A 23,985-nucleotide genomic window follows, 5' to 3' on the forward strand; every position below is an offset into this window, starting at 1 on the left:
AAGTAGCATGTCTCCTCCTCACCTGACGCTTTCACCAGAGTTACTGGCGAAAGCTTTTCCTTTCCATTTTGCCTTTAGCCGTAATCGGGAAATTGTACAAGCTGGTGATGTATTAGGGCGCATTAGTCCTGAACCATTAGTTGGTAAATTGATTGAGCAGCATTTCCTGATTAATCGCCCAAAAATTTTGGTCGATTTTGATGCTATTGGTAAACAGTCTCGTGCCCTGTTCATATTAGAGTTTATTCACAATGGAATGCAGCTCAAGGGCCAGATGATGTATCAACCAGAGCAGGAGGTAATATTTTTTTTAGGTTCTCCCTGGATTACAGATACGACTAGTTTGGCTCCGCTGGGTATCAAACTCAAAGATTTTGCGATTCACGACCCAATTGTTGATTTCCTGTTTTTACTGCAAGCTCAGAACACCGCTTTAACTGATGCCAAAAAGTTGACAAGCGAACTGAAACAGCAAAGGGCACAACTACGGAGTGCGCTACAAATTAAGGAGAATTTAGCAGAAATTGCTGAGGCTCAGGCTAAAAAATTGGAAAAATCGCTTCGGGAACTACAGCAAACTCAAGCCCAATTAGTTCAGGCTGAGAAAATGTCCAGTTTAGGACAGTTAGTTGCAGGAGTTGCTCACGAAATTAACAACCCCGTTAACTTTATTTACGGGAATTTGAAATATGCAAAAGATTATACACAGTCACTGCTAAAACTTGTGGTTCTTTACCAGCAGTTTTATGCCAATTCTGTGCCAGAAATTCAAGAATATATTAAGGAAATTGAGTTAGATTTTTTACTAGATGATTTACCCAAAATCCTAAATTCGATGCAAGTAGGAGCCGAACGGATCTCTGAAATTGTCTTGTCCCTGCGGAATTTCTCTCGTCTTGATGAAGCAGAGAAGAAAAGAGTTGATATTCACCAAGGGCTGGATAGTACTTTGCTGATTTTACAGAATCGGTTTAAGAATAGTGTTGATAATACTGGTATAAAATTAGTTAAAAATTATGGAAATTTGCCTTTAGTAGATTGCTACGCTGGTCAACTAAATCAAGTATTCATGAATATTATTAGTAATGCAATCGATGCGCTCGAAAACTATAACAGTAAACGCGCGATCGCAGAAATTCATGCTAATCCTAATACAATTACAATTACTACGGAAGTCATAGAAACTAACTGTGTGATCCGAATTGCTGATAATGGTTCAGGAATGACAGAAGCAGTTAAGGAGCGACTGTTTAATCCATTTTTCACAACTAAGCCTGTAGGTAAGGGTACAGGATTAGGCTTATCAATTAGCTATCAGATTGTAGTTGAAAAACATGGGGGAACACTAAGATGTGTATCAGAACCTGGACAAGGAACTGAGTTCTCGATTGAAATTCCCTTGTCTATGGACAGACAAGCAGTTAATTGTGGCAAATCGTTGAGTTTTATGAATTGTCAAAATTCAGTAATGCTTGCAGTGGGTGATTGGGACTCAACACCTTCTGTGATCTAAGAAAGTTTTGGATTCATAGTTCTCTCTGAATTCTGAATTTTTCTAGAAATTACTGTTTTTTTTTGTAAATCTGCTCATTGATTGCCGCATAGCGATACCTTTTCTAAGTTCCCTGTGGGATGCTACGCAAACGCGCAACGTGTCGCAGACAGACACTCTTGCTAGCTTGCTTCTCCGTAAAGGTACAGCGCACATAGCCAACGTAATTTGTCAGAAATTATTGAACTAGCAGTGTATTGAAGTTGACAACTCTAATATTTTTGGTTGTAAAGCCTACTTATAAGTTATAAGTTATGATTTATGAGTTTTATTGCTAACTCCTAATTCCTAACTTTTTACCTGTACTGATCGTGAATCTACGCCGCCTGATTCCAATTTTTGATAGTTCAGTCTCCAACTGGGCCTTAGAAGCGCGGTTGTTGCGCTGGTTAACGTTGATTTGGCTGTTTGTCGGCTTGATCATGCTATTTTCAGCATCCTATCCCGTTGCTGACTCCCGTCATGATGATGGGTTGTACTACTTTAAGCGTCAACTGCTTTGGGTCTTAGTTTCCTTAATGGGATTCAATATTATTGTTAATTTGCCATTGCAGAAAATTTTGAGACTATCTCATTGGTTTTTATTACTGTTTTTGACGTTAATTTTCATTACACTGATCCCAGGATTGGGAAAGAAGGCTTTTGACGCAGCACGTTGGATAGCGATTGGGCCAATTCCGATTCAACCTTCAGAATTAATTAAACCCTTTTTGGTGCTGCAAAGTGCGCGACTTTTTGGTCAGTGGGAACGAATCAGTTGGCGGGTTCGCCTGGCTTGGTTGGGTATTTTCGGTTTAGTACTTTTAGGAATTATTGCCCAGCCTAACTTGAGTACAACAGCACTTTGCGGTATGACTATTTGGTTAATTGCTCTAGCAGCTGGATTACCTTACAAGTATCTGGGAGGAACAGCAATTGGTGGAGTGATGCTGGCAATACTAAGTATTAGTATTAAAGAGTATCAACGTAAACGGGTGATGTCATTCCTCAATCCATGGGCGGATGCTACAGGAGATGGCTACCAGTTGGTGCAGAGTCTACTAGCGGTAGGTTCTGGTAGAACTTGGGGTTCTGGATTTGGGCTTTCTCAACAAAAACTATTTTATTTACCAATTCAGGATACAGATTTTATTTTTGCGGTGTTCGCTGAAGAGTTTGGCTTTATCGGCAGTATGGTGTTGTTGGCACTTTTAGCTACATTCGCCACTCTCGGATTAATTGTGGCGCTGAAGGCTAAAAATACAGTACATCGATTGGTAGCGATCGGTGTGACTATTTTGATGGTAGGACAATCATTGCTCCACGTAGGTGTTGCTACAGGTTCTCTACCGACTACTGGCTTACCTTTGCCCATGTTTAGTTATGGTGGTAATTCCATGATTGCCAGCTTGATAGCTGCTGGGTTGTTGATTCGGGTAGCACGCGAAAGTAGCGAAGCTGAGGTAGTACCGTTGCGAAAACCCCTGTTTGAAAATGGGCGCAGACGCCGAGCTTTTCAGAAAAATAGGAATTGAGCTAGCAAAAGCTTTTTGCAGGAATTAAATAGATTATGAAAGACCTAAAACAAGCAATAATTAGCTACTCCAGCAAAGACCTCGAATACCGAAAAAATTGGTATTCTCCGGTAGCAGAAGCTTACAAGATGATTTTAGAGGCAGTCTTCAACTTTAATCTCTGCATTTTACATCGCCCAAAAAGTTACCTCAGGGGTAAAGGAGTTTTAAATGGACTATTGCTAGGTGGCAGAGTAGGCACAATTGGGTTAATGCTAGGTATAGGAGTAGGCTCTACTTTTTTGAGCACTGTGATTGCAAATCCTCTTTGCTGGGGTTGTTGCTTACCAGATATATCATTCACTAGTAGTCCGATTTGAGGCGGGAAGGCTTGATTTACTGGAAGCTTTATTGAGTCAACTGGTTTAACATCATTGCCGTATGGCAGAAGTTTGACCTGAATATTTTCTCCCTCTACTCTCCAACTCAGAGTAGCAGATTCTCCTTCGTTAAGAACTAGATTTGGTTGCTCACTACCGTTGATTCTGAAAGAGACAATCTTAAATGGTTTCGGTAATATTCCAATTTTTGATTCAGTCTTTTTAGAACTAATTTTCTCACTCCCGTTATTAGGAAAAGCTTTGATTTCAAATGCGAAGTTTCCCGCTTTATATGCTGGTAGAGGAATATTTGTACATCGCAGTTGTTGATTTTGTTGTGTACATAGCTTTTGAAGTTTAGGGTCGGCAAGATTACCTTGATTAAATTTATAAGTAATTGGTTCACCATATGATGTCCCATCATCTGCACTGCCAGCAATTTGAACTTGCGCTAGCAATAGCGGCCGGGCAATTGTCCAACTTAAAAGAATATTTTGACCTTTTGTATACTGTGGTTTATCTGCTTGGAAACTAAGTACTTCAGCAATTTGTTTTTCAGCTATTTCTACTTGGGTTGTTTGGGTTGCTACTTGGTTTTTGGGAGAAAATAGTTGTATACCATTACGATAAAAGGCTTGTAACTCAAAAGTGTAATTCCCTTTTGTTTTCACTCCAGTTTTAACATTGCTACAAATTAGCTCTTGTTTCTCTTGTACCTGACAAGGAGGTATTTCATTAGCACTTCCTTTACCCAGTGTTTCAGGAATGCCATTGCTAAAGTCATAGGTAATAGGCTGAATAGGTTGCGAACCTTTAGCCGTCAGAACTAATTTTTGCAATTGTTGATAATTGTGAATGTCCCACTTCAGAGCTACCTCATCCTCCTCTTCGGTAATTCGAGGGTTATTGGCACTAAAATTTTCTAATCTCAAAGGATCGGGGTTTAAAATTCGCCAAATGATGAATCCTATCCCTCCTAGTAACCCCAAAACTGCCAAAATTAACAGAAGAAATTGCCACCAAGGACGGGGTTTCCATACCAAAGTTCCCTGAGGCAATGTGTTAGGTAAAGGTAAATTTTGTGGGTCTTTGATGTCGAGTTGAAAGTTGACCACTAGCCCTGCACCAAACCATGGTCGTCGCCACCAAGGTCTGGGTTTAACCGTCAAATTGGTCACAGCACTTCTATTAGGTAATAATCTTACTTCAGTAGGATCAAATTTATAAGTATATAGTTCTTCTTCGTCTCGACTTTTTAAGCTTAATATCAGTTCACGGACAATATTTCCCTGGTTAGTTAGTGATAATTCGTACTTTCCAAGACTACGGCTCACTTGTCCTAAGATGGTATGAAGTTCTATATCTAGACGATAATTTGTCGGAATTTGGATATACACCAAATCCAGCAGTACTAAGTCTGGAGAGTTTTCCGAATACAAGCGGATTGTTGGAGAATAGCTTCCCGCAAGGGTATCTCCTGGTGGGTGAAATTTCAATAGTATTTGACCTTGAGTACCAGGGTTGAGTTCTAGTGCAGTAACATCAGATACTAACCCTGTCCCCTCGTATCCAGTTGCCGGATAATTAATTGTAAACCAGTCATCGTCTAAATCTGGGCAACTCAAGCGGAACCTATCTACGAGATAAGAACGATTGTCAACTATTACCTCGACTTGCAGAGGTTCACCAGGATTGAAAATTAGTGGCTTGTTGGGGTTGGTGTTCGGTCTAATGGAAAATGTCGGGTCATTCACCCGAATTGCAGTCTGTTCTGTTAGCAGAACCTTAATTTGATTTGGGAAGGTTATGGGAGTATCTTGTGGATAATGTAGAGGGGAATCTACGACTAGTGTATAGTCATAGGTTCCTGGGAGAGCATTTGTGGCGATTTGAAACTCAAATTTTACTTCATCGCTATTCTGTTGGGGAGCTAATGCTAAACTTTCTCTAGGAGAACTAGACCAACCAGTTAAATTTTGAAATACTTCGTCAAAAACAAAATATAAGTCAATAACTGCACTCTGGTCTCCCTGATTAATCACAACAACATAGATTTCAATGGTATCTCCTGGCATTCCAAATTGAATTCCAGGTGGGTTGATAATAACTTGTAGTGGATTGAATTTAGCTTGCATCTTATCAACTCCCTTATTTGATGCGGTGTAGTTTGACTTGAAAATCTTCACTTCCACTCACAATCATGGTTCCTTGATTAGTTTTCAAGTCAATACTATTAATTTTTTTAGAGCTTTCGTAGATTTTTGTACCTTCTGCTGCCTTTGTTTTGTCGAGTTTATGTTCGGGGGTTAAGTACCAAACCATTACTCGTCCATCATCGCCACCACTTACTAAGAGGTTACCATCATCACTAAATGCCAGACTACGCACAGATGTTTTTGATGCTGACCAGCGGTCTAGTGGTGAACAATTGAGTTCATTTACTTTTTCCTGCGGATTCGGATTTTTGAGAGTTTGGCACTGATTCAAATTCCAAATCGTAATGAATCCCGCAGAATCGGAGGTTGCGAGGATTTTTTCTGCTGAGTTAGGAACAAAAGCCAATCCCCAAATATAGTCTTCACGTCCAACTAATGGGTCTAGTTTTTCTAGATTTTGCACTGATAAAGCTGGGAATTGTTTATCAGGCTGAGTTGGATTCCACTGCCACAAGATGAAACGCTTAAAATTTCCTGAAATTACTAGAGTTTTTGCATCTGGACTGAGATTTAATGCCCGGACTTGGAAACCTGATAGTTTCAAGGTACTTTGGACATCGATAACTTGCGGTTCTGGCAGAAAATCGCTGTTAGGGGCTGGTCTTGACCACACTCTAACTTTACCACTGCCATAACCGCTGAATAAGTTAAGTGAGTTTGAGGTGAAAGCTAGGTCAAAAATGCGATCGCCTTTTGCTTTTGGATCTTTAAGGTCTTGAAGTTGGCTAATCTTTGTACCTGAAGGGACATCTCTTAGTTCAATTACCCCATTATCTAAACCAACAGCAGCACGATCATTTTGTAACGGCATGAAGCGTAAAACTTGTACTGCATCATCGGTAATTGCCATCAAACCCTTAGGCTGTTGCGGTTTATCACATGCAACAGGCTGCCCAGCATATCTTACTGTATCGTCGGGGTTTAAGCTATCAGCACCGATTCTCCAAAGTCTTAAGGTGCAATCATCTGAGCCACTGACCACAGATAAACCAATGCCACTAAAACGTACTGAGTTGACAGAACGTGTATGCATTACACCTCTTGGTTGTAGTATTAATGCTAAGAGTGTTGCTAAAAGTGCGATTGCAGCCAACTGTAGCCATAAAGGTATAATTGGCAGAGTCTCCACTTCTAATGTCTGCGTGGCGGGGTCTGTACTCCCTAAACGTTGGTCGGATAATTCCGATTTGGCTTCTAATAATAGAGTTTTGCCGATTCCTACCCAAGGACGCTTTGTTTTAACATCAAGGATGACTTTACTTGTCTCTCCTAGATGGAGATTAGCAATTTCGGGAAGCTTTTTGAAACTACATTTTCGCCAGTCTCTACCCTGCACCTGCACATTAATTTGCTGGTTGAGGTTGCTAGCGTTTTTAAATAGTAATTCAAAGGAAGCTGTATCAGACTTCCAGTCAGGCAACCATGCCGATTTACTAGGAATTTTGAGGTTTTTTTGTGTGGTGGTAAAGTCTACAAAACCCACAGGCAAAACTTCAATGTTGCCTTCAGCATTAGTTGGATAACCATTATTGCTAACAGCTTCAATAGTAAAAGGGTAATTTTGACTGGGCGCTTGCACTACAGAAGGGGGTTGGCATTGGAATGTGGCTTCTGCTAAACCACCTGGATCTAAGGATAATCGGCGTTCTGCACTACCAGTCAGCCAAGACGGATCAACGCCTGTAAAACGTAATACCACATCAGTTGGTTGTTGTCCCAAGTTCCGCACCCGTACTGGTATATCTATAGAATTACGGGGATAAACTTGGAACTCTCGTACAGGTAATTCTACATTTAAATGCGTTGGTCTGTTGTCTCGCTCGATTTTTAGGCGTAGCACAAGTCTGCACTGTTGTGCTAATTGCGGTGAAAAAATCTTTACCATCAGGTTGACAGTACCGACAAATCCCGGAATGGGTGTATTGAATATAAAGACTTGAAATATGGTACTACTACCCGGTGGTTTAGCTGCTGCCACCTCTGGTTCAAGTCGATACCAGCGATATCCTGTGTTCCGAGTTTCTCCTGCTGCGGCAATTTCTATCTGAAAATTGACAAAGCGATCGCTGTCATTATTGACAGTTACCTCAAAGGAGACAGGTGTATCACCTGGACGAAAAGTTAAGTTTTGAGTAGAAAGGCTGGCATTAATAACACTTTTTTCCATACTATTACTTATAATGTTTTTTTTATATTCTGCATGATTAGCACTATTAAAAAATTAATGTCAATGTCTGCGAAAACGTGACAATAGTTTTTTGTTTGAATATTGAAATGTATATATTATTAAATATTTTGTAATAAATTTGTCAATTTCTAAAAGTAATTTTCATAAAAGCTATATATTAAAATCCAAATTCATCAATTGAATATCTGGCGCGATTCTCAACAAAACTTGATAAACCAAGTTTATAGGCGAAGAATTGAGTTTTTGAGGTTGAATCAGCATAAAACCTTTAATACTCATTCTAGATGTGAGTTTGAGAACACTGTAACATTACATACTTTTATTGCTTTACAAAAGCGTCAACTTGCTAGATGATAGCAACGAAAGGGAAAATAATTAGTAAATATATATAGTATTTTTAGCTATCGGTAGTTGTGTGAAAATCCTGTAATTAAGCGGCTGAAGTCGGTTTGAGATTCCCTCATTACCTTAGCTCGAAGTAAAGAAATGGCAACACTACATACCTCACACTTCCAAGTAAATCTCGCAACTTCCACTTCCTATGTCCGTAATTTAGTCTTTATCGACATGGCGGTTGAAGACTATAGCGTTCTAGTCAATGGCGTGCTTGATAATACCCAATTGTTCGTACTTGATTCAACACAGAACGGAGTTGAACAAATTACAGCAATTCTGGAGAGTTGCGTAGACGCGCAGTGGCTTGTCGCTAAACATCGCACGAATTTGACTAATATTCATATTGTGTGCCACGGTGCTCCAGGTTGCTTACAATTGGGCAACACCCATTTAGGACTCAATACCCTCGACAAATACAGCCAGCAACTCCAAAAATGGCAGAAGATATTTTCAGCCTCTGCCAAAAGCGATAACCCCTGGAACTTACTCATCTATGGTTGCAATGTGGCTTTAGGTGATGCGGGGGAAGAATTTGTACACAAACTGCATCAACTCACCGGAGCAAATATTGCCGCTTCCCGTCAGCCAATTGGCAATGCAGCATTAGGCGGAAACTGGGAGTTAGAGGTGCGCACCACTGAGATGGAAGTTAGTTTAGCATTTGCAGAAACGACGCGACAGGCTTACGCAGGGGTACTGGCTACGTTCACGGTGAATGATACCAAAGATGCAGATGATGGTGATCCGAACAACGGCATCACAACACTCCGGGAGGCAATTAACTTAGCCAATGCTAATGCTGGGGATGATGCGATCGCCTTTGGGGAAGTGTTTACTGATGCCACCCCAGATATTATCACTCTCACCTCTGGGCAACTGACGATTACCGATGATATCACCATCTTGGGGACTGGGGCATCTCAGCTGAGAGTGAGTGGGAATAATGCCTCTACAATATTCGAGATATCGGGACTAGCGACAATTGTCACCATTGATAGTTTGGCGATCGCTAGCGGCAGTATTAAGGTTAATAAAAATTCCATCCTTAGCCTAGCTAACACCAGTGTATCTGGTAATACAGTAGAAAGTGGCATCTCTAACAGCGGCATTCTCAGTCTTGCTAACACCAGTGTTTTTGGCAATACAGAAGGCGGTATCTATAATGGTGGTACTCTCAGCCTAACTAACAGCAGTGTTTATGGCAATACCGGGGGAAAGAGCATTTTTAATGGCAATACTGCGGGAAGCGGTATTTTTAATGACGGTTCTCCTGGGAACACTGGTACTCTCAGCCTAATTAACAGCAGTGTCTCTGGCAATACGGCAAACTCCGGCGGTGGCATCTATAATCAAGGCGGTACTCTCAGCCTAACCAATAGCAGTATCTCTGGCAATACGGCAAACTTCGGTGGTGGCATTTTTAACGCAGGTGATGATTATTATAGTTCCGGATCAGCTACTCTAACTAATAGCACCATATCTGGTAATACAGCGTTAGAGGATGGCGGTGGAATATATAATGACAGAGCCTACGCAAGTGACAACAAGCTCACCCTAATTAGCACCACAATTAATAACAACACAGCTGACTTAGATGGTGATGGTACTGGTAATGGTGGCGGTGTTTTTAGTTACTTTGATTCCTCTGTTAACGTTAAGGTTAGTAACACCATCATTGCAGGCAATTTCGACAACTCCACCTCCGGTGATATACACCCCGATGTGAGTGGTGGACTGGTTGACTCCGGCAATAATTTGATTGGCAATAATACTGGTAGTACTGATTTTACCACCAGCGCCCTCGTCGGTACAAGTACTAGCCCCATTGACCCCAAACTCGAACTGCTGCAAAATAACGGTGGTGCGACCTTTACACATGCGTTACTTGCGGATAGCCCCGCTATTGATGCTGGAAATAATTCCCTAGTTCCTCCTGGTGTCACGACTGACCAACGCGGCGCTGGATTTGATCGGGTATTCAACGGTGTTGTTGATATTGGTGCTTACGAAGTCCAGCCCCCCATTACCCCGTCACCTGTTAATACTGACACAGTGGTGACTAATACCAGTGATTCTGGCTTAGGGTCGTTGCGACAGGCTATTCTCAATGCCAATGCTACTGCTGGGGCGGATACCATTAGCTTTGCGGGCGTGTTCACCGATGCCACCCCAGATATCATCACCCTTACATCTGGGAAACTAACCATTACCGATGATATAACCATTTTGGGGACTGGGGCATATAACCTCATTGTGAGTGGGAATAATTCATCGGGCGTGTTCGAGATATCGGGTTCTGGGACAGATGCCAGCATTGATGGCTTGAAGATTGCTAATGCTAATAATCCCTTAGGCAGTATTTTGCTCAATAGCAATACCAGCCTCAGCTTGAGTAACAGCAATGTCTCTGACAATACTGGCACCGTAGGCGGCATCTTTAACAAAGGCACCCTCACCCTAATTAACACCACTGTCTCTGGTAATCGTGGGTCATCATTAGGCGGGGGCATCTTTAACCAAGGCAACCTTAGCCTAACTAACAGTACTGTCTCTAATAATTTTGCAGCCGTCCGTTTCTACCCTGCCTATGGTGGCGGCATATTCAATACAGGCAAACTCAGTTTAACTAACAGCACTGTTTCTAATAATAGGGCGTTTGCCGAAGGTCTTGGTCGGGGAGGGCCTGACCCTTACCCATCCTATGGTGGTGGCATTTATAACTCAGGCACCGTCGATATAATAGGAAGCACTCTCTCTGATAATAGTGCGGCAGATGGCGGTGGCGTTTTCAACAATGGTACTTTTAGCCTGACTAACAGCACTGTCTCTGCTAATAGTACATACTACAACGGCGGCGGCATTTATAACAGCGGCACTCTCACCCTTACCAACGACACCATTACAGATAACATAGCAGAAGGCTTTTTCAGCGGTACAGGCGACGGTGGGGGCGTTTTCAATGACTCTGATGGGACTGTTCTTGTTGGGAACACCATCATTGCAGGCAATTTTGATATGAAACCAAACGGGTATTCTGAACCTTTTATCTTTAACCCTGACGTTTCCGGCAGCTTTTTGGATGAAGGTAATAACCTAATTGGTGATAATACTGGCAGCACTGGCTTTACCGTCAGCACCCTCGTCGGCACCAACACCAATCCTATTAACCCCAAACTCAGTCCACTGCAAAATAACGGCGGTGCAACCTTTACCCATGCTTTACGTGGGGATAGTCCTGCCATTAACACTGGTAATAATTTGCTAGCTCAAGAAAATATTACCACTGATCAACGTGGCGCTGGATTTGACCGGATTATTGATAATACAGTTGATATTGGTGCTTATGAAGTTCAAATACTGACAGGCGGTGGCGGTCAAAACCAATTTGTGATTCGTTTTGAGGGAACGCAGATAATCACCGATTTTGGTGGTGTGGGCAAAGTAATAAACCCGACAGCAGCAGTAATTGCCGAAGTTGATACTCTCAAATTTGAGGGTGCTGGCTTAACTGCTCGAAATCTGCTTCTCACCCAGAATGGCAGCAATTTGGTAGTCTCTTTTGAAAGCGTGGTCAACAGCCCAGAGATAACCCTGCAAAACTTTGCCCTAGAAAAACTAGAAAACCTCCGTAAATCTACTGGAGCAAACATAGATTTAGGTAATATCCTCTTTAACGAGCAATCCACTATTAGTGACAGCTATGATGTCTTCAATGCCAACTCCAGCCAAAGCACTATTTTCAATAAGAACACAGTCACCTTCCTCAATGACCTGAACAACAATATCAGTGGTTTTGACAACTCAAATGATGTGATTAATGGTCAAGGGGGTAATGACCAAATTGATGGCAAGAGTGGCAATGACTTGCTACGCGGTGGTGAAGGTAACGATACTCTGATTGGTGGTGCTGGTAATGACATTCTTGTTGGTGGTGAAGGTAACGATATTCTCGTTGGTGGTGTCGGCAACGATACTTTAATTGGTGGTGCTGGCAATGACATCCTCGCTGGCGGTAGCGGGAATGACCAGTATATCTACCAAGCCTTGAGCGACAAGGGTACTACTGGTGATACAATCACTGATTTTAATCAAAACCAGGATAAGTTAGTCCTAACTGACTTGTTCAAGAGTTTGGGCTATCGTCCTATCGATGTTTACTACCTACGATTTGTACAATCGGGTACTTCTACTGAAGTTCAGATTGAAGCTAATGATAATGGCTATGGTTGGAATACCTTAGCGACTTTGAATAATTTCACCGCTACTAATTTGGTAATTGGTACTAACGTCATCGTCTAGCGCTCACTACTAGTTTGTAGCAACTGTCTTAAAAGTAATCGAGGCACAAGCAATACAACCTATTTTGTTAACGGACAAACAGGCAATTTCATTCTGAAGATGTACGGGGATTCTGCAAGCACCGAACAAATTTAATATGGTAAATAGTTACTCATACCAGAGCCTAGAAGCCTTATTTGGTAAAGGTTGCGTGCAGAAAATCACTAATTTAGATAAACTTGGATCTGTTGCTTAATTTTGGATTTTAGATGTCTCAGAAATCTAAAATCCAAAATCTAGAACTCTTACAGTTGCCGCACTAATGGCTGACCATCTTTGACTTCACCAATCAAAACTAAATCGACACAGTTAACGAAAATACCATTTTCCAGAACGCCGGGAATGTTATTCAATGTCTTTTCTAGGCTGACTGGATCTTCAATAGAGTCAAATCTGACATCTAAAACAAAATTGCCTTGGTCGGTGATTACTGGGCCAGCTTTTTTAACACCCATGCGGAGTTCCGGTTTACCACCGAGTTTTTTGATGGCATTGGTTACAGGAGTAATTGCCATTGGAATCACTTCCACGGGCACAGCGAAACTAGAACCTAAGCGGTCTACTAACTTACCACTATCTACCACAACGATAAACTGTTCTGCCAGGTAGTCTACAACTTTCTCGCGGGTATGTGCTGCACCGCCGCCTTTAATCAAATTCTTCTGCGGATCGACTTCATCTGCGCCATCAATGGCAATATCGATGTGGTCAATTGCATCCAAGGTGGCGAGAGGGACACCGTATTGCTTCGCCAGCACTTCTGACTGAAACGAGGTAGGTATACCAATAATATCTTGAAGTTCGCCAGACTTGAGGCGATCGCCCAAAAACTGAATCGTATATGCTGTAGTTGACCCCGTACCCAACCCGACGATGGAACCGGATTTTACCAGGGCTGCGGCGGCTTTGCCAACTTCTTGCTTCATCAACTTTACGGGATCTGTTGCTGTCATTCCCAAAACTCCTGAAAAACTGACTATAGTCCATAGTAGTGGGCAGATAACATCAAAAGATGAAAGGTAAAAAACAAGTTTTTGCTGATTTCTACTTCCTTGATGATGGCAACAAGCTAATACCCTACGTAGCTACGCAACATTGCCCAGCCTAAAATCGTCACTAACTGAGTTACAGGTTATTAAGAACACTAAATTTTGCGTTAACCTCAGTAACGTAGTTTTTAAAATTCACGTTAGCAGCTAAAAGTGGTTATGGTGATGCGTCAGCTTTCAATTACTCTATCTTTAGTAGCACTACTACAAAACTTACCAGCAATTGCTCAGACTCAAGCGCCAGAAACTACTTCTGGAGTTCCATCTGATTCTATTCAACAAGTAACTGCTGTCAAATGGATGACAAACTTTTCCGATGGCAAGTTTTATCCAGAAAGATTACTGAGTAGGGCCGAATTAGCGTCAATTATGGTGAAAGCATTTGGGTTAAATAAAAGACAAGCTGTGAGCAAAGAAAATTTAGCTATTCCAGATGTTCCTCGTTCTCATTGGGCATTTAATGATATACAGACAGTCTTGAAAACTGACATCATGAAAGGTTATCGGGGCAATGAATTCTTCCCTAACCAAAAGGTGACAAAGGCAGAAGCTCTTGCTATTTTCGCTCAGGCTTATGGTGTATTTCAGTTTCCCGATGAGGCTGTTAATGAGGTTCTGGCTTCATATCCAGATGAAAAGTCTATCCCAAGTTGGGCTAGAAAAGCGATCGCTACAGTAGCCACTGAGGGATTTCTCAACACAGATGCTCAAGGTCATATTTCCCCATTAAAACCTGTAACCCGTGGGGATATGGCTTATGTATTGAGCAGATATTTGCAACGACAACAGCAACAACCCGAAACACCAGAAGTTCCGATTATTCCAAATAGCCCACAATCACCTTAGCTAGACTTTATCCAGTTAAGGTGCTTAAAATCACCTTTGACCAGAATCTCTATACTTGTCTCGAATCTGGCGAAGATATAAGGAATTAGACTGTGTTGGTTGCTGCAACACATAATTATTAGATTGTGGTGGTTGCATCGGTTGCTGCAACCCATAATTTCCATAAGTAGATTGTGGTGGTTGCGTCGGTTGCTGCAACCCATAATTTCCATATGCCGCAGGGTTTGTGGGTGTGACAACGCCTTGACTTTGACTAGAGTAAGGTGAAATATTACTTGGTGCGGCAGAGGTAGCTGGAGGTGTCACTGGTGCTAAATTAGGCACTACCTGACCGTTATTTAAATTGTTGTAGGGATTTTGCGGTAAGTTTGTACCCGTTGATGTATAACCTGTACCAGTAGTTAATCCATTACTAGGCAATACCTGACCGTTATTTAAATTACTGTAGGGATTTTGTGGCAAGTTCGTACCCGTTGATGTGTAGCCTGTCCCAGCATTTAAGCCAGTACTTGGTAGAGAATTCTGACTGGGTAAACTGTTGATGGGTGACATTAGCGTTGCTCCTGGGTCAGAGACTTGGCCCAAGGCATTCGTCTGAGTGACAGTACCATTAAAGCTAGACAATTTCTGGTTTGTCGATTGGTTTAGCGCCGCTTGTAGAGGGCTGATAGACAGGGAATTTTGATTCTTATTGGTTTGATTAGTTAATCCAATACCCAGGCTAGAAGATGTTTGTTTGCCCCCTGTTGCTTCAGATGCCGCAGTTAAGGAATTGAAGCCTAGAAACTGGCTACTACTATCAACCGTCCCAGTCCGCAATAAATTTTCTGTTTGTACAACAAAGGGATTTTTCGCGGCTGGGGAAGTATCGCCATTAACGCCTAAACCAGGATTTAATTTTGTATCAGTAGCAGACTTTTGTTTGTTAATTACATCCTCTAATAAGTTTTTGCTCTTTTCTGCTTCAGTATTTTCCTTGGGGGTATTTGCCGTTACTGAGAGGGTTGCTTGCTCAAAGTCATTAAATAAAACTGGTAGGTTATCAATATCTGCTGCAATGGCTCTGTTTTCTTCTGACAGCGAGGAATTAGCAGGCTTTTGTGAAGCAACTTGGCTTTTTTGCTTATAAACGAAAATATCTGGGTTTGACCAGTATTCCCAAGTTACTAGCCCGACTACAGATAAAAAAATTGCAGTGCCCCAAAAACCAGGTCGTCCTAGATTCCATAACCTGGCTTTGAGATAGCGTAAGTAGGCGGGAGGATAATGACGATTTGGCATGGGATTGGTAATTGAAATTTACTCGAAATCGGGAAAACTTGACGGAAGCTGAAGGCGTTGCTATTTAATGCTTTTGCTTTCCTCAACAGGAAATATCTCATCTGAAGTTGGAATGCTGGTTTTATCCTAACTTCTCCATCAGTTATTAGTCATTACCAATAGACATGTAGTAGTCAAAAATTTACTTTTTAGTGGCTGGAGTCTATTTGGCAAGATTTTTTAGAAAGTTCTGGGAATTTATGGTTATTTTTTGGGTATCGGTCACATTGGATAACATCAGAACTTGACAATTGGTCTAATTTATTGTTGTAGCTGGACAAAAGTTCAACTTTTTTACTTTCTAGTTAGCAAACTAAACTGTGCGCTGCAATGATTCGATACGCCTCTGAGGTCACTGTGTTGCACCGTACTATTAACCAGGAGACTACAGCAATGATGAAAGCTGAAGATATCATGACCAAAGATGTAGTTACCATTCGCGGTTCGGCGACTGTTGCTGAAGCAGTGGGGCTGATGAAGGAAAAAAAACTGCGGGCGCTGGTTGTGGATCATCGCCATGAGAATGATGCTTATGGCATTGTCACAGAAACGGATATTGTCTATAAGGTAACAGCTTACGGTAAAGACCCAAAGCAAGTGAGGGTTTACGAAATTATGAGCAAGCCCTGCATTGTGGTCAATCCTGATTTGAGTGTGGAATATGTAGCGCGGTTATTTGCTAACACTGGTATTCATCGAGCGCCTGTAATTCAAGGGAAGCTGTTGGGCATCATCTCGATTACCGACATTTTAACCAAAAGTGACTTTGTGGAAGCGCCAAAAGCTCTACTTCTGGAGGAGAGAATTCAAAAAGCCATTGAGCAGTCTCGGGCTATTTGCACCGAACAAGGTGCTTATTCTAAAGCTTGTGCAGCCGCTTGGGATGAGGTAGAAGAACTTCAAGCAGAAGCCGCTCATCAGAAAGCTGAGGGTATGGTATCAGCCAAAGTCTCTTTTGAAGAATATTGTAAGGAAAACCCAGATGCACCGGAATGTCGAAATTATCATCCGTAATTGAAGTGTGGGGATGAAGAAGACGCAAAGACGGGGAGATGCGGGGAAATTATCAAATATACTCTCTGTGTCCCCGCGTCCCCGTGTCTTTTTCCCTGGCTTCCTGTATTTAACGTTTAGCAACTCGCATTAATAAGAATAAACCTATTCCCAGAAAAAGAAAGTTGGGCAACCAAGCTCCCATAAAAGGAGAGAGCACACCTGCTTGCGCGATCGCACCACTAATAAAGAAAATTAAGTAGTACGAAAAAATAACTACGACACTAATCCCAAAGCTGGTACCTCTCCCAGTTCGTTGGGGTATGCTTCCCATCGCTGCACCTACCAAGCCAAAAACTACACATACAAAAGGTAAGGATATCTTTTGTTGAATCCGCACTTGGAGTTTACGAATTTTTTGGCGATCGCCACCAAGATATTCTACTTCTAGTTGATCTAGCGCTTCAGAAATATTCATCTCACCATAGTCCCGGCTTTTTTCTGCCAGACTTAATGGCGTGCGCGGTAGTTGCAGTTGTTGGTGTTCAAATCTGACGATGTTGCGATAGGAGCGATCGGCAGCGACAAAATAGATAGTACCGTTGTAAAAATCCCAGACATTTTGAGAAGCATTCCACTGGGCAGATTCCGATACCACAATTTGATTCAGATTTTTTGTTGAGCGATCTATAATCGTCAAACCTGACATCCGCTTACCATCAAATTGGTCGGCGTAAAACAAGCGTGTCAATATCCTATTCTTAGAGCCATCTGGTTGTGTAACATCCTGGTATTCAGGATAGAAAATATTTTGCTGTTTAAAAGTTGGCTTATCTGATTTAAGGGCTTTCTCTAAAGTCATCGCCGCTTGGTAATTTGCTGCTGGTGCAATTTGCTCGTTAAACACAAATGTCATTCCTGTAACCACAAGACTCAACATCACAGCAGTTAGCACCATGCGATAGACGCTGACTCCACAACTACGTAGGGCAATTAATTCGCTTTCGCTAGAAAGACGACTGTAGGTCATCAAAGTAGCCAGCAACGTAGACATGGGGAAAGCTAAAACAATAAAGTTGGGAAACTTTAACAAAAAAACTTGAATGGCAATGTCTATAGGTAGCCCAGATTCGACGATTTTTCTGACTAGATCAAAGACAGCATCAATGGTGACACCAATTGATGAAAAAGCTCCGACACCAAAGAAAAACGGCGCTAACAATTCGCTTGCAAGGTAGCGATCCATGATCGTAAAAGGTAGCAGCGAATGGAGGCTGTAGAAAGACGTAAGCTTCTTTGATATCATAAGCAACTTAAAAAGCTAAATATTGGCAACCCTGGCAAAGCAAAGTATATTTACTGCACTTAATATCAAAATTTAATTTTAAATTCCTGAAAATTAACTAATAAATTCATGTTTGAAAATTAAAAATAGCCTTTGAAATTATTAACTAAATAATTATTAATTTAGACTTGAAAATTATCCCCTAAATAATATTGCCGTACTAGGGGATTGCTGTAGAGTTCGTCAGCACCGCCAAAAGCAAGAATTTGTCCTTCGCGCATGATGTAGGCGCGATCGGTGATGGCGAGGGTTTCGCGGACATTATGATCTGTAATTAAGATTCCCATGCCGCGATCGCGCAGTTGTGCGACAATTTGCTGAATCTCTGAGACTGCGATCGGATCAACGCCAGCAAATGGTTCATCCAAAAGTAAAAATTTTGGCCCTTCTTGTCCAGCAGCTAAAGACCTGGCTAATTCCGTCCGCCGGCGCTCACCACCAGATAGTTGAATTCCTTTGCTATTGGCTAATTTTTCCAACCGAAACTCCCGCAGTAAAGTTGTGAGTCGTCTTGACCACTCCCATCGTGGCACATTCGTTTGCTCTAGCACCAACAGAATATTATCCTGTACCGAGAGTTGGCGAAAAATACTTGGTTCTTGTGCTAGATAGCCAATACCCAGTCGCGCTCTTTTGTGCATTGGCATTCCTGTAACGTCCAGATTACCCAGCCAGACTTTTCCTTGATTGGGTTTTTCTAAACCTGTGGCAATGTAAAAGGTCGTCGTTTTACCAGCCCCATTGGGGCCTAGTAAACCAACGACTTCGCCCTGAGCAACAGAAAGATTAACACGATTGACAATTACTCGCTTGCCGTAAGATTTGTGAATATTCTCTAAAACAATTTTCACGCTAGAGGCACCCTTTCTTAGTGGTAAATGCTAATTAGAAGGCTTCAAAGGTGGTGTCTTTGGGGCAGGTGCCGCAGTTGGTCCATTATTGTCTGATTCCTCGATCATGTAGATGGACTCTACCTGACGGTTGGATTGGGGTAAAGCAACAAATCGCCCTTCGTCAATTAAATAGGTTACCTTCTCTGCTCGGATACTGTTACCGCCCTGTTGCAAAATATAGACGTTGCCACTGAAATCAATTCGGCGTTCCTTACTAAAGTACTGTGCTTGGGCAGATGTTGCCTGAAGCTGACGAGAAGGATACAACATTTGCACGTTACCGCGAGCGGTAATTACTTGATTATTGGCATCATATTCTTGCACATCAGCACGGATAGTGAGGGGTCGATTTCCTCCAGATGTTTGTGCAGTAGCGGTTTGCAGTTGAGTAGGGAAGACAAAAGCGCCCAAGAGTGTCGCTGGCAGCATTAAAGCTAATCCAAAGCGACGCATTTGGGATATGGGCAATTGATAACAGGGCATCATAGCAATTAGGGATTTAGGATTTCAGTTTGCATTCTAATTATCTCAAGTACTTGATCCAGATATGAAATATACAATCTGGAGTGATTTCCGATAACTACTGGCTGAAATAGTGACGCTACCCCCAACCTCAAGGTTTCAGGAAATTGCCATCTCGATGAAATCCTTGGTAGGCACAATTCATGAATTGTGCCTACCAAGGATTTCGGGAAACGCATAATTAATTTCACCAAATGTCTAATCAGTAGTCAGCACAATTCTAGGCAAAGATAAAACTTGATTTTCACCCAGATCACCAGCGGCAATCAAGTCTTGCCCTATTTGTTGTAATGTCGTCAACAATGCTGCGCTCTGACTCAATAGCTCATCTACATCAATGCCGCTGTAACTAGATGGGTAACGCCGCAGGCGATTGCCGCCTTCTCCGAGTAGAATTACTGCACCTCGCCAGTTTCGATTCTCTAAATGATACAGCGCCACAGAAATTTGGAGAATGCCTTGATAAAAGGTTTTTTCCGGTTCGCCAGCTTCAATCCACAAAGCCTCTAAAGTGTCATGACAGGCGTAGAACTGACCAGAATTGAACTGTTCTACGCCTTGCCAAAACTCTTGGGGGATGGTTTCGCTCATCCCATGCTGTCTCGTACTTCTTTTATTGTTTCGAGAGAGATTTCTTGCTGTTCTCCAGCAAACTCGTTGTCAGGGGTGAGGAACAACATGCAATGGCACTCTTTGCGTTCTCTCATTGGCACACAGGGACAGTTCCAATAGGTGGCGTGAACTTCAGCCTCTTTGTCTTCGTAATGGCGACAGGGACATAAAGGCGCACCTAGTTCGTCTTTATGTTTGGCTAGTCCTTCAATCACAACTGCGGTAACAGAAGGTTCAGAACAGAAGTATGTTCCAGTCCGTTTGGCGTATTGCTCGGAAAAATGCCGCATTGCCTCTAGGCTTTTATCGCTGGATTTTGTGTTAAGTTCTGATGTGATCATGTCGCTCATAATTTAAATATTTCTTTGCATTGTACCTCAGCCTCACTAGGGGATTACTGGGTGTATATCCCCAACCTTACCTGCTCAAATTGTTTTACCTTTGCTCAAAGGCTGATATGTCCGGTGTGCTGGGATCAGACAAAATCTAAGAAATTGCAGAAGCTTAACTTGTCAGCAGTCTTTTGAAATTATAAAATTTGAATTGATTTATGAATGTAATGTTTTTTGTAGTTGGGGTTGCAGAGCGCGTAGGCGTAGCCCGTCGGAGACATCGCTCTGTAAAACTATACCAGGGTGTTCCCAATTGATTACCTCTGGTTCTACTGGTGAGGAAATATTTGGCCACAAAACCCAGCGACTGCCTTGAGGAAGTTTAGCAAGGCTCAGGGGATTTTGAGTCAGCCAAATCAAGGGATAGCTTTTAGGAACAACTGAACTGGCATCTTCTAAGGCTGCGGTTGCTGCTAAGGTTTCTAAAACAAAGCGATCGCCTTTAACTAAACTTGTTGATGCTGTCCACAGTTGCACCTGTAATTGCTGTTGCTGTGCATAAAAGTACAGAGATGCTGCGGCAATTACTGCTTGTTCAAAGTTTTCTTCTTTCCACTTGCTAGCACTGTCAAGGGCAATAATTATTTCTTGTCCACCTGTAACCATTTCTAACTCCCGCACCCTTAATTCCCCATAGCGGGCACTAGTTCGCCAGTGAATCAGACGGGTGGGATCTCCGATGCGGTAGGGACGGAGCGATCGCACCAGCCCGGTTGTAGCTGTCTGCAATGGTCTACCACGAGGATCGCCCCTTTTGCTCTCTTCTTGTCCCATTTCGTCTATTAAGGGGCAGGTAGCCAAGGGTAACACTGTGGGATAAACGATCGCTGTGGCAGCGCAATCACGCTGACGGCGACACCAAAACAATCCCAAAGGCGCACCAGAACCAAGTTCGACTGTGTGCCAGCGATAAACACCCCGGCGCTGAGTCGGGTGGTAATATACCCAACGGTAACTACCTTGGCTAGGAATTGTTTCGATTGCCTTTTGTACTGGTTTCCCTAAGACGAAGGGCAGTATATCTTCAACTTGCAATAAGCTTACAGGCTGTTGTGTCTGATTGCAGATTTCTAATTCCACAGTGAGATCGTCGCCGGCTGACACAGGTTGTATGGGACGGCGGGTGATAGATAGACCTGTGAGCGATCGCGGCGGTAAGATGGCTGCTACACCCAAAAGGGCAAAACTGATGCCGCTAATGGCGTAAAGCCAACCAGCCATTGTATTGATACCTGCGCCAAAAAAACAAATAGCCGTTGCTGCTAGTACCCAACCGCCATAAGCAGGGGCACTGGCGCGGGTTTCTAACCAATTGGTGATGGGTTTGATAATTTTCATGTTTCTTTTTTAACCCAACACCACCTGAAATTCACAGTGTCTCAAGGGTTTGATTTTTTGATGATTGCGAGTTGCTGTCAAACCTTACGCTGTAACCAAGTAAAGACTTCATCAACAGAGAGCGTCAAATTCAAATCTTCTAACACTGGTAATATATCTTTTCCTGCTAACAAATCTGGTAAAGAATTAGGCTGATAAACTAAAATACAGCGTTCACTTGGATCAATCAACCATCCTAGCTGACTGCCATTTTTCAAACAGTGTAAAATATTGCCAGTTACTTTCGTTTGACTTTGAGAAGGGGAAAGAATTTCGATGATCCAAGGGGGTGCAAAATCAATCCCACTGCTAATAATGTCACCGCTCTCATCCAGTGGTATTTGATTGGTAGAGATCACAACCACATCAGGAACTACTGAACGATTACCGCAGTTACAACGTAATTCAGGAAAGGCTTCGTAGTTACTGCCCAACGCATCAATTACTGCAACCAAACGTTTTTGCAATAAACTGTGTTTAGCCCCTCCCATAGGTTTCTGAATTGCCTCTCCGTTGATATATTCCCAAGCTGGTGACTCTTCAATATATGGAAGTTTTAAGAACTCTTCTAGAGTCGTGCTTTCTGGATCTGTAATTTTTCCTTGCGTCAACTCAATATTTTTCATAATCTGGAGTCACTTAAGAAGTGTATGCACAACTTAACAATTTCTCTGTATTTTGGTAGTTTACATCTATAAATTTATAATTGTATATGATTAGATTATGTAATCTAGGTAGAAGGTAAAAATATGACAATTACTACCAACTTAAAGCAACTCTATGAAACCGATGAGAATTTATGGTTAGAAGAAACTATTGAATTATTAAAACAAAAACAATTTAACAAACTTGATTTAGAACACCTAATTGAGGAATTAATCAGTTTGGGAAAAAGAGATTTAGCTAAAGCCAAAAGTCTATTAAGGCAAATTATTATTCATATATTATTACTCCAATATTGGCACGTGGAATATGAAAGAAACCATCGTCATTGGATTGGAGAAATTAAAACCTTTAGATATGACTTAAATAATCATTTAACGACGAATTTAATAAACAAGTTACAGGATGATTTAGAGAATATTTATCAAAGTGCGGTTGATTTTGTGAAAATTAAAACCGATTTAAATATTTTTCTAGAAAAGTGCCCTTACACTCTTGTACAATTATTAGATGAAAATTATTTACCTTAAATATATAAGTCTTATCTGACTTTTGTGAAATGAAAGTAGTACCAAGAGATGATCGCACTGTAAATCTATGCTGCTAATTGGCGATCGCAGTTTTACGAATAGGCATGATAATTGCCTTTTTCAGTCTTCTTCATTTTTACTCAAAGATTTGACTAAATGTACGGCAAAGGCGATCGCAATTGCACTATTTTTGAGTAACTTCACTGAGGGCTTCACAGATAACCTCATCACTAACACCATGACGCTTTAAACTAGCAATCAGTGCTGAAACAGTATCACCCTCTAGTCGCTCTAGATCAGTTCTGAGTCCTTGTCCAATATAGGCACGAACTAACGGTTGATAGCCAGAAAATCCCAGTAATGGTGCTATTCTTTTCAAATCTTCAATGACATCTTCAGGAATGCGAATTGTAACTGTCGTCATTGGACGATTTTTATCGAGTCGCTTTTTCAGTGCTTCAACTTTCATAATATTCTCGCTCCTTGCGTGTGGCTTTACGAGCTGAAATGATCCTAATTATGTCGTTTTCACGTTCAATGTAGACTACATAAAGAAGATTCCATCGTCTGTCTAAACCAATAACAGCATCTCTTTGTTCATCATTGCGACTTGCATCAACAACCACTAAAAACGGATCGAAAAATACCTCTGTGGCTTGCTGAAATGTCACGCCATCATGATTGCTAGGATTTATCCAAGCTTTTTCTTCGTTCCAAACGAAAGTGACACCATTAAGCACGAAATACACATCCATACCTTACATAGTAGACATTGTGTATTTACGTTGTCAATACGTTTTATGAAATAGAGATATTTCCGTAAGGGCGATGTCTACGACGGGCTACGCCTACGCACAGTAAATCTATGCTATGGTTTGGC

General features: G+C 41.8%; 19 protein-coding genes. 6 read left to right on the plus strand and 13 right to left on the minus strand.

From position 1 onward, the window contains the following. Window positions 1–7 precede the first annotated feature (7 nt). Window positions 8–1,513, plus strand: a complete 1,506-nt coding sequence (locus ACEYW6_RS19125) for a sensor histidine kinase (RefSeq protein WP_412980978.1) — start codon at window positions 8–10, stop codon at window positions 1,511–1,513. A 350-nt stretch (window positions 1,514–1,863) separates the two neighbouring features. Further along, window positions 1,864–3,066: an FtsW/RodA/SpoVE family cell cycle protein gene (locus ACEYW6_RS19130; RefSeq protein ID WP_412980979.1), complete on the plus strand. Its 1,203-nt coding sequence runs from the start codon at window positions 1,864–1,866 to the stop codon at window positions 3,064–3,066. A gap of 184 nt (window positions 3,067–3,250) precedes the next feature. Here ACEYW6_RS19130 and ACEYW6_RS19135 read toward each other — a convergent pair whose 3' ends face one another. Both ACEYW6_RS19135 and ACEYW6_RS19140 read right to left on the minus strand, forming a co-directional pair. Then, a complete protein-coding gene (locus tag ACEYW6_RS19135) occupies window positions 3,251–5,560 on the minus strand; it encodes a hypothetical protein (RefSeq protein ID WP_412980980.1) in 2,310 nt (769 codons plus the stop codon). Between the two features lie 13 nt (window positions 5,561–5,573). After that, a complete protein-coding gene (locus tag ACEYW6_RS19140) occupies window positions 5,574–7,808 on the minus strand; it encodes a hypothetical protein (RefSeq protein WP_412980981.1) in 2,235 nt (744 codons plus the stop codon). A gap of 507 nt (window positions 7,809–8,315) precedes the next feature. Here ACEYW6_RS19140 and ACEYW6_RS19145 point away from each other — a divergent pair. Then, window positions 8,316–12,524, plus strand: a complete 4,209-nt coding sequence (locus ACEYW6_RS19145; RefSeq protein WP_412980982.1) for a DUF4347 domain-containing protein — start codon at window positions 8,316–8,318, stop codon at window positions 12,522–12,524. Window positions 12,525–12,808: 284 nt separating this feature from the next. Here the strand turns inward: ACEYW6_RS19145 and rpiA are convergent, their stop codons facing one another. Continuing rightward, the gene (gene rpiA, locus ACEYW6_RS19150) at window positions 12,809–13,516 is read right to left on the minus strand and encodes a ribose-5-phosphate isomerase RpiA (protein ID WP_190729931.1); all 708 of its coding nucleotides are present in this window, start codon (window positions 13,514–13,516) and stop codon (window positions 12,809–12,811) included. A gap of 261 nt (window positions 13,517–13,777) precedes the next feature. On the opposite strand from rpiA, the gene ACEYW6_RS19155 reads away from it, so the two are divergent. After that, on the plus strand, window positions 13,778–14,458 hold the full coding sequence (locus ACEYW6_RS19155; protein WP_412980983.1) for an S-layer homology domain-containing protein: 681 nt from the start codon (window positions 13,778–13,780) through the stop codon (window positions 14,456–14,458). A 30-nt stretch (window positions 14,459–14,488) separates the two neighbouring features. Here ACEYW6_RS19155 and ACEYW6_RS19160 read toward each other — a convergent pair whose 3' ends face one another. Next, window positions 14,489–15,739 (minus strand): hypothetical protein, encoded by a 1,251-nt coding sequence (locus ACEYW6_RS19160; protein ID WP_412980984.1) that lies wholly within the window; start codon window positions 15,737–15,739, stop codon window positions 14,489–14,491. Between the two features lie 432 nt (window positions 15,740–16,171). Here ACEYW6_RS19160 and ACEYW6_RS19165 point away from each other — a divergent pair, with 432 nt between their 5' ends. Next, entirely contained in the window at window positions 16,172–16,792 is a 621-nt protein-coding gene (locus ACEYW6_RS19165; RefSeq protein ID WP_190894638.1) for a CBS domain-containing protein, read from the plus strand. Window positions 16,793–16,901: 109 nt separating this feature from the next. Here ACEYW6_RS19165 and ACEYW6_RS19170 read toward each other — a convergent pair whose 3' ends face one another. From ACEYW6_RS19170 to ACEYW6_RS19200, 7 genes are all read right to left on the minus strand, one after another. Then, window positions 16,902–18,017 (minus strand): LptF/LptG family permease, encoded by a 1,116-nt coding sequence (locus ACEYW6_RS19170; RefSeq protein WP_196513090.1) that lies wholly within the window; start codon window positions 18,015–18,017, stop codon window positions 16,902–16,904. Window positions 18,018–18,238: 221 nt separating this feature from the next. Beyond that, window positions 18,239–18,967, minus strand: a complete 729-nt coding sequence (gene lptB, locus ACEYW6_RS19175) for an LPS export ABC transporter ATP-binding protein (RefSeq protein WP_190894636.1) — start codon at window positions 18,965–18,967, stop codon at window positions 18,239–18,241. A 30-nt stretch (window positions 18,968–18,997) separates the two neighbouring features. Continuing rightward, window positions 18,998–19,495, minus strand: a complete 498-nt coding sequence (locus ACEYW6_RS19180) for an LptA/OstA family protein (RefSeq protein ID WP_412980985.1) — start codon at window positions 19,493–19,495, stop codon at window positions 18,998–19,000. A gap of 234 nt (window positions 19,496–19,729) precedes the next feature. Continuing rightward, complete coding sequence (locus ACEYW6_RS19185; RefSeq protein ID WP_412980986.1) at window positions 19,730–20,122, minus strand: DUF309 domain-containing protein; 393 nt, start codon at window positions 20,120–20,122, stop codon at window positions 19,730–19,732. Beyond that, window positions 20,119–20,484 carry a ferredoxin thioredoxin reductase catalytic beta subunit gene (locus ACEYW6_RS19190; RefSeq protein WP_190894689.1) on the minus strand — a complete coding sequence of 122 codons (366 nt, stop codon included), beginning with the start codon at window positions 20,482–20,484 and terminating at the stop codon, window positions 20,119–20,121. Before ACEYW6_RS19190 ends, ACEYW6_RS19185 begins: the two co-directional genes overlap by 4 nt. Window positions 20,485–20,691: 207 nt before the next feature. Beyond that, window positions 20,692–21,873, minus strand: a complete 1,182-nt coding sequence (locus tag ACEYW6_RS19195) for a DUF58 domain-containing protein (RefSeq protein ID WP_412980987.1) — start codon at window positions 21,871–21,873, stop codon at window positions 20,692–20,694. Window positions 21,874–21,950: 77 nt separating this feature from the next. Beyond that, window positions 21,951–22,538, minus strand: a complete 588-nt coding sequence (locus ACEYW6_RS19200; protein ID WP_412980988.1) for a Uma2 family endonuclease — start codon at window positions 22,536–22,538, stop codon at window positions 21,951–21,953. A 123-nt stretch (window positions 22,539–22,661) separates the two neighbouring features. Between ACEYW6_RS19200 and ACEYW6_RS19205 the strand changes: the two genes are divergently transcribed. Then, the gene (locus ACEYW6_RS19205; protein ID WP_412980989.1) at window positions 22,662–23,105 is read left to right on the plus strand and encodes a DUF29 domain-containing protein; all 444 of its coding nucleotides are present in this window, start codon (window positions 22,662–22,664) and stop codon (window positions 23,103–23,105) included. 184 nt (window positions 23,106–23,289) lie between these two features. Here the strand turns inward: ACEYW6_RS19205 and ACEYW6_RS19210 are convergent, their stop codons facing one another. Beyond that, window positions 23,290–23,574 (minus strand): hypothetical protein, encoded by a 285-nt coding sequence (locus ACEYW6_RS19210; protein ID WP_412980990.1) that lies wholly within the window; start codon window positions 23,572–23,574, stop codon window positions 23,290–23,292. After that, entirely contained in the window at window positions 23,564–23,845 is a 282-nt protein-coding gene (locus ACEYW6_RS19215; protein ID WP_412980991.1) for a BrnT family toxin, read from the minus strand. Before ACEYW6_RS19215 ends, ACEYW6_RS19210 begins: the two co-directional genes overlap by 11 nt. Between the last annotated feature and the right edge of the window lie 140 nt (window positions 23,846–23,985).

Source organism: Nostoc sp. UIC 10607, from assembly GCF_047228265.1.
Lineage (GTDB): Bacteria > Cyanobacteriota > Cyanobacteriia > Cyanobacteriales > Nostocaceae > Nostoc > Nostoc foliaceum_A.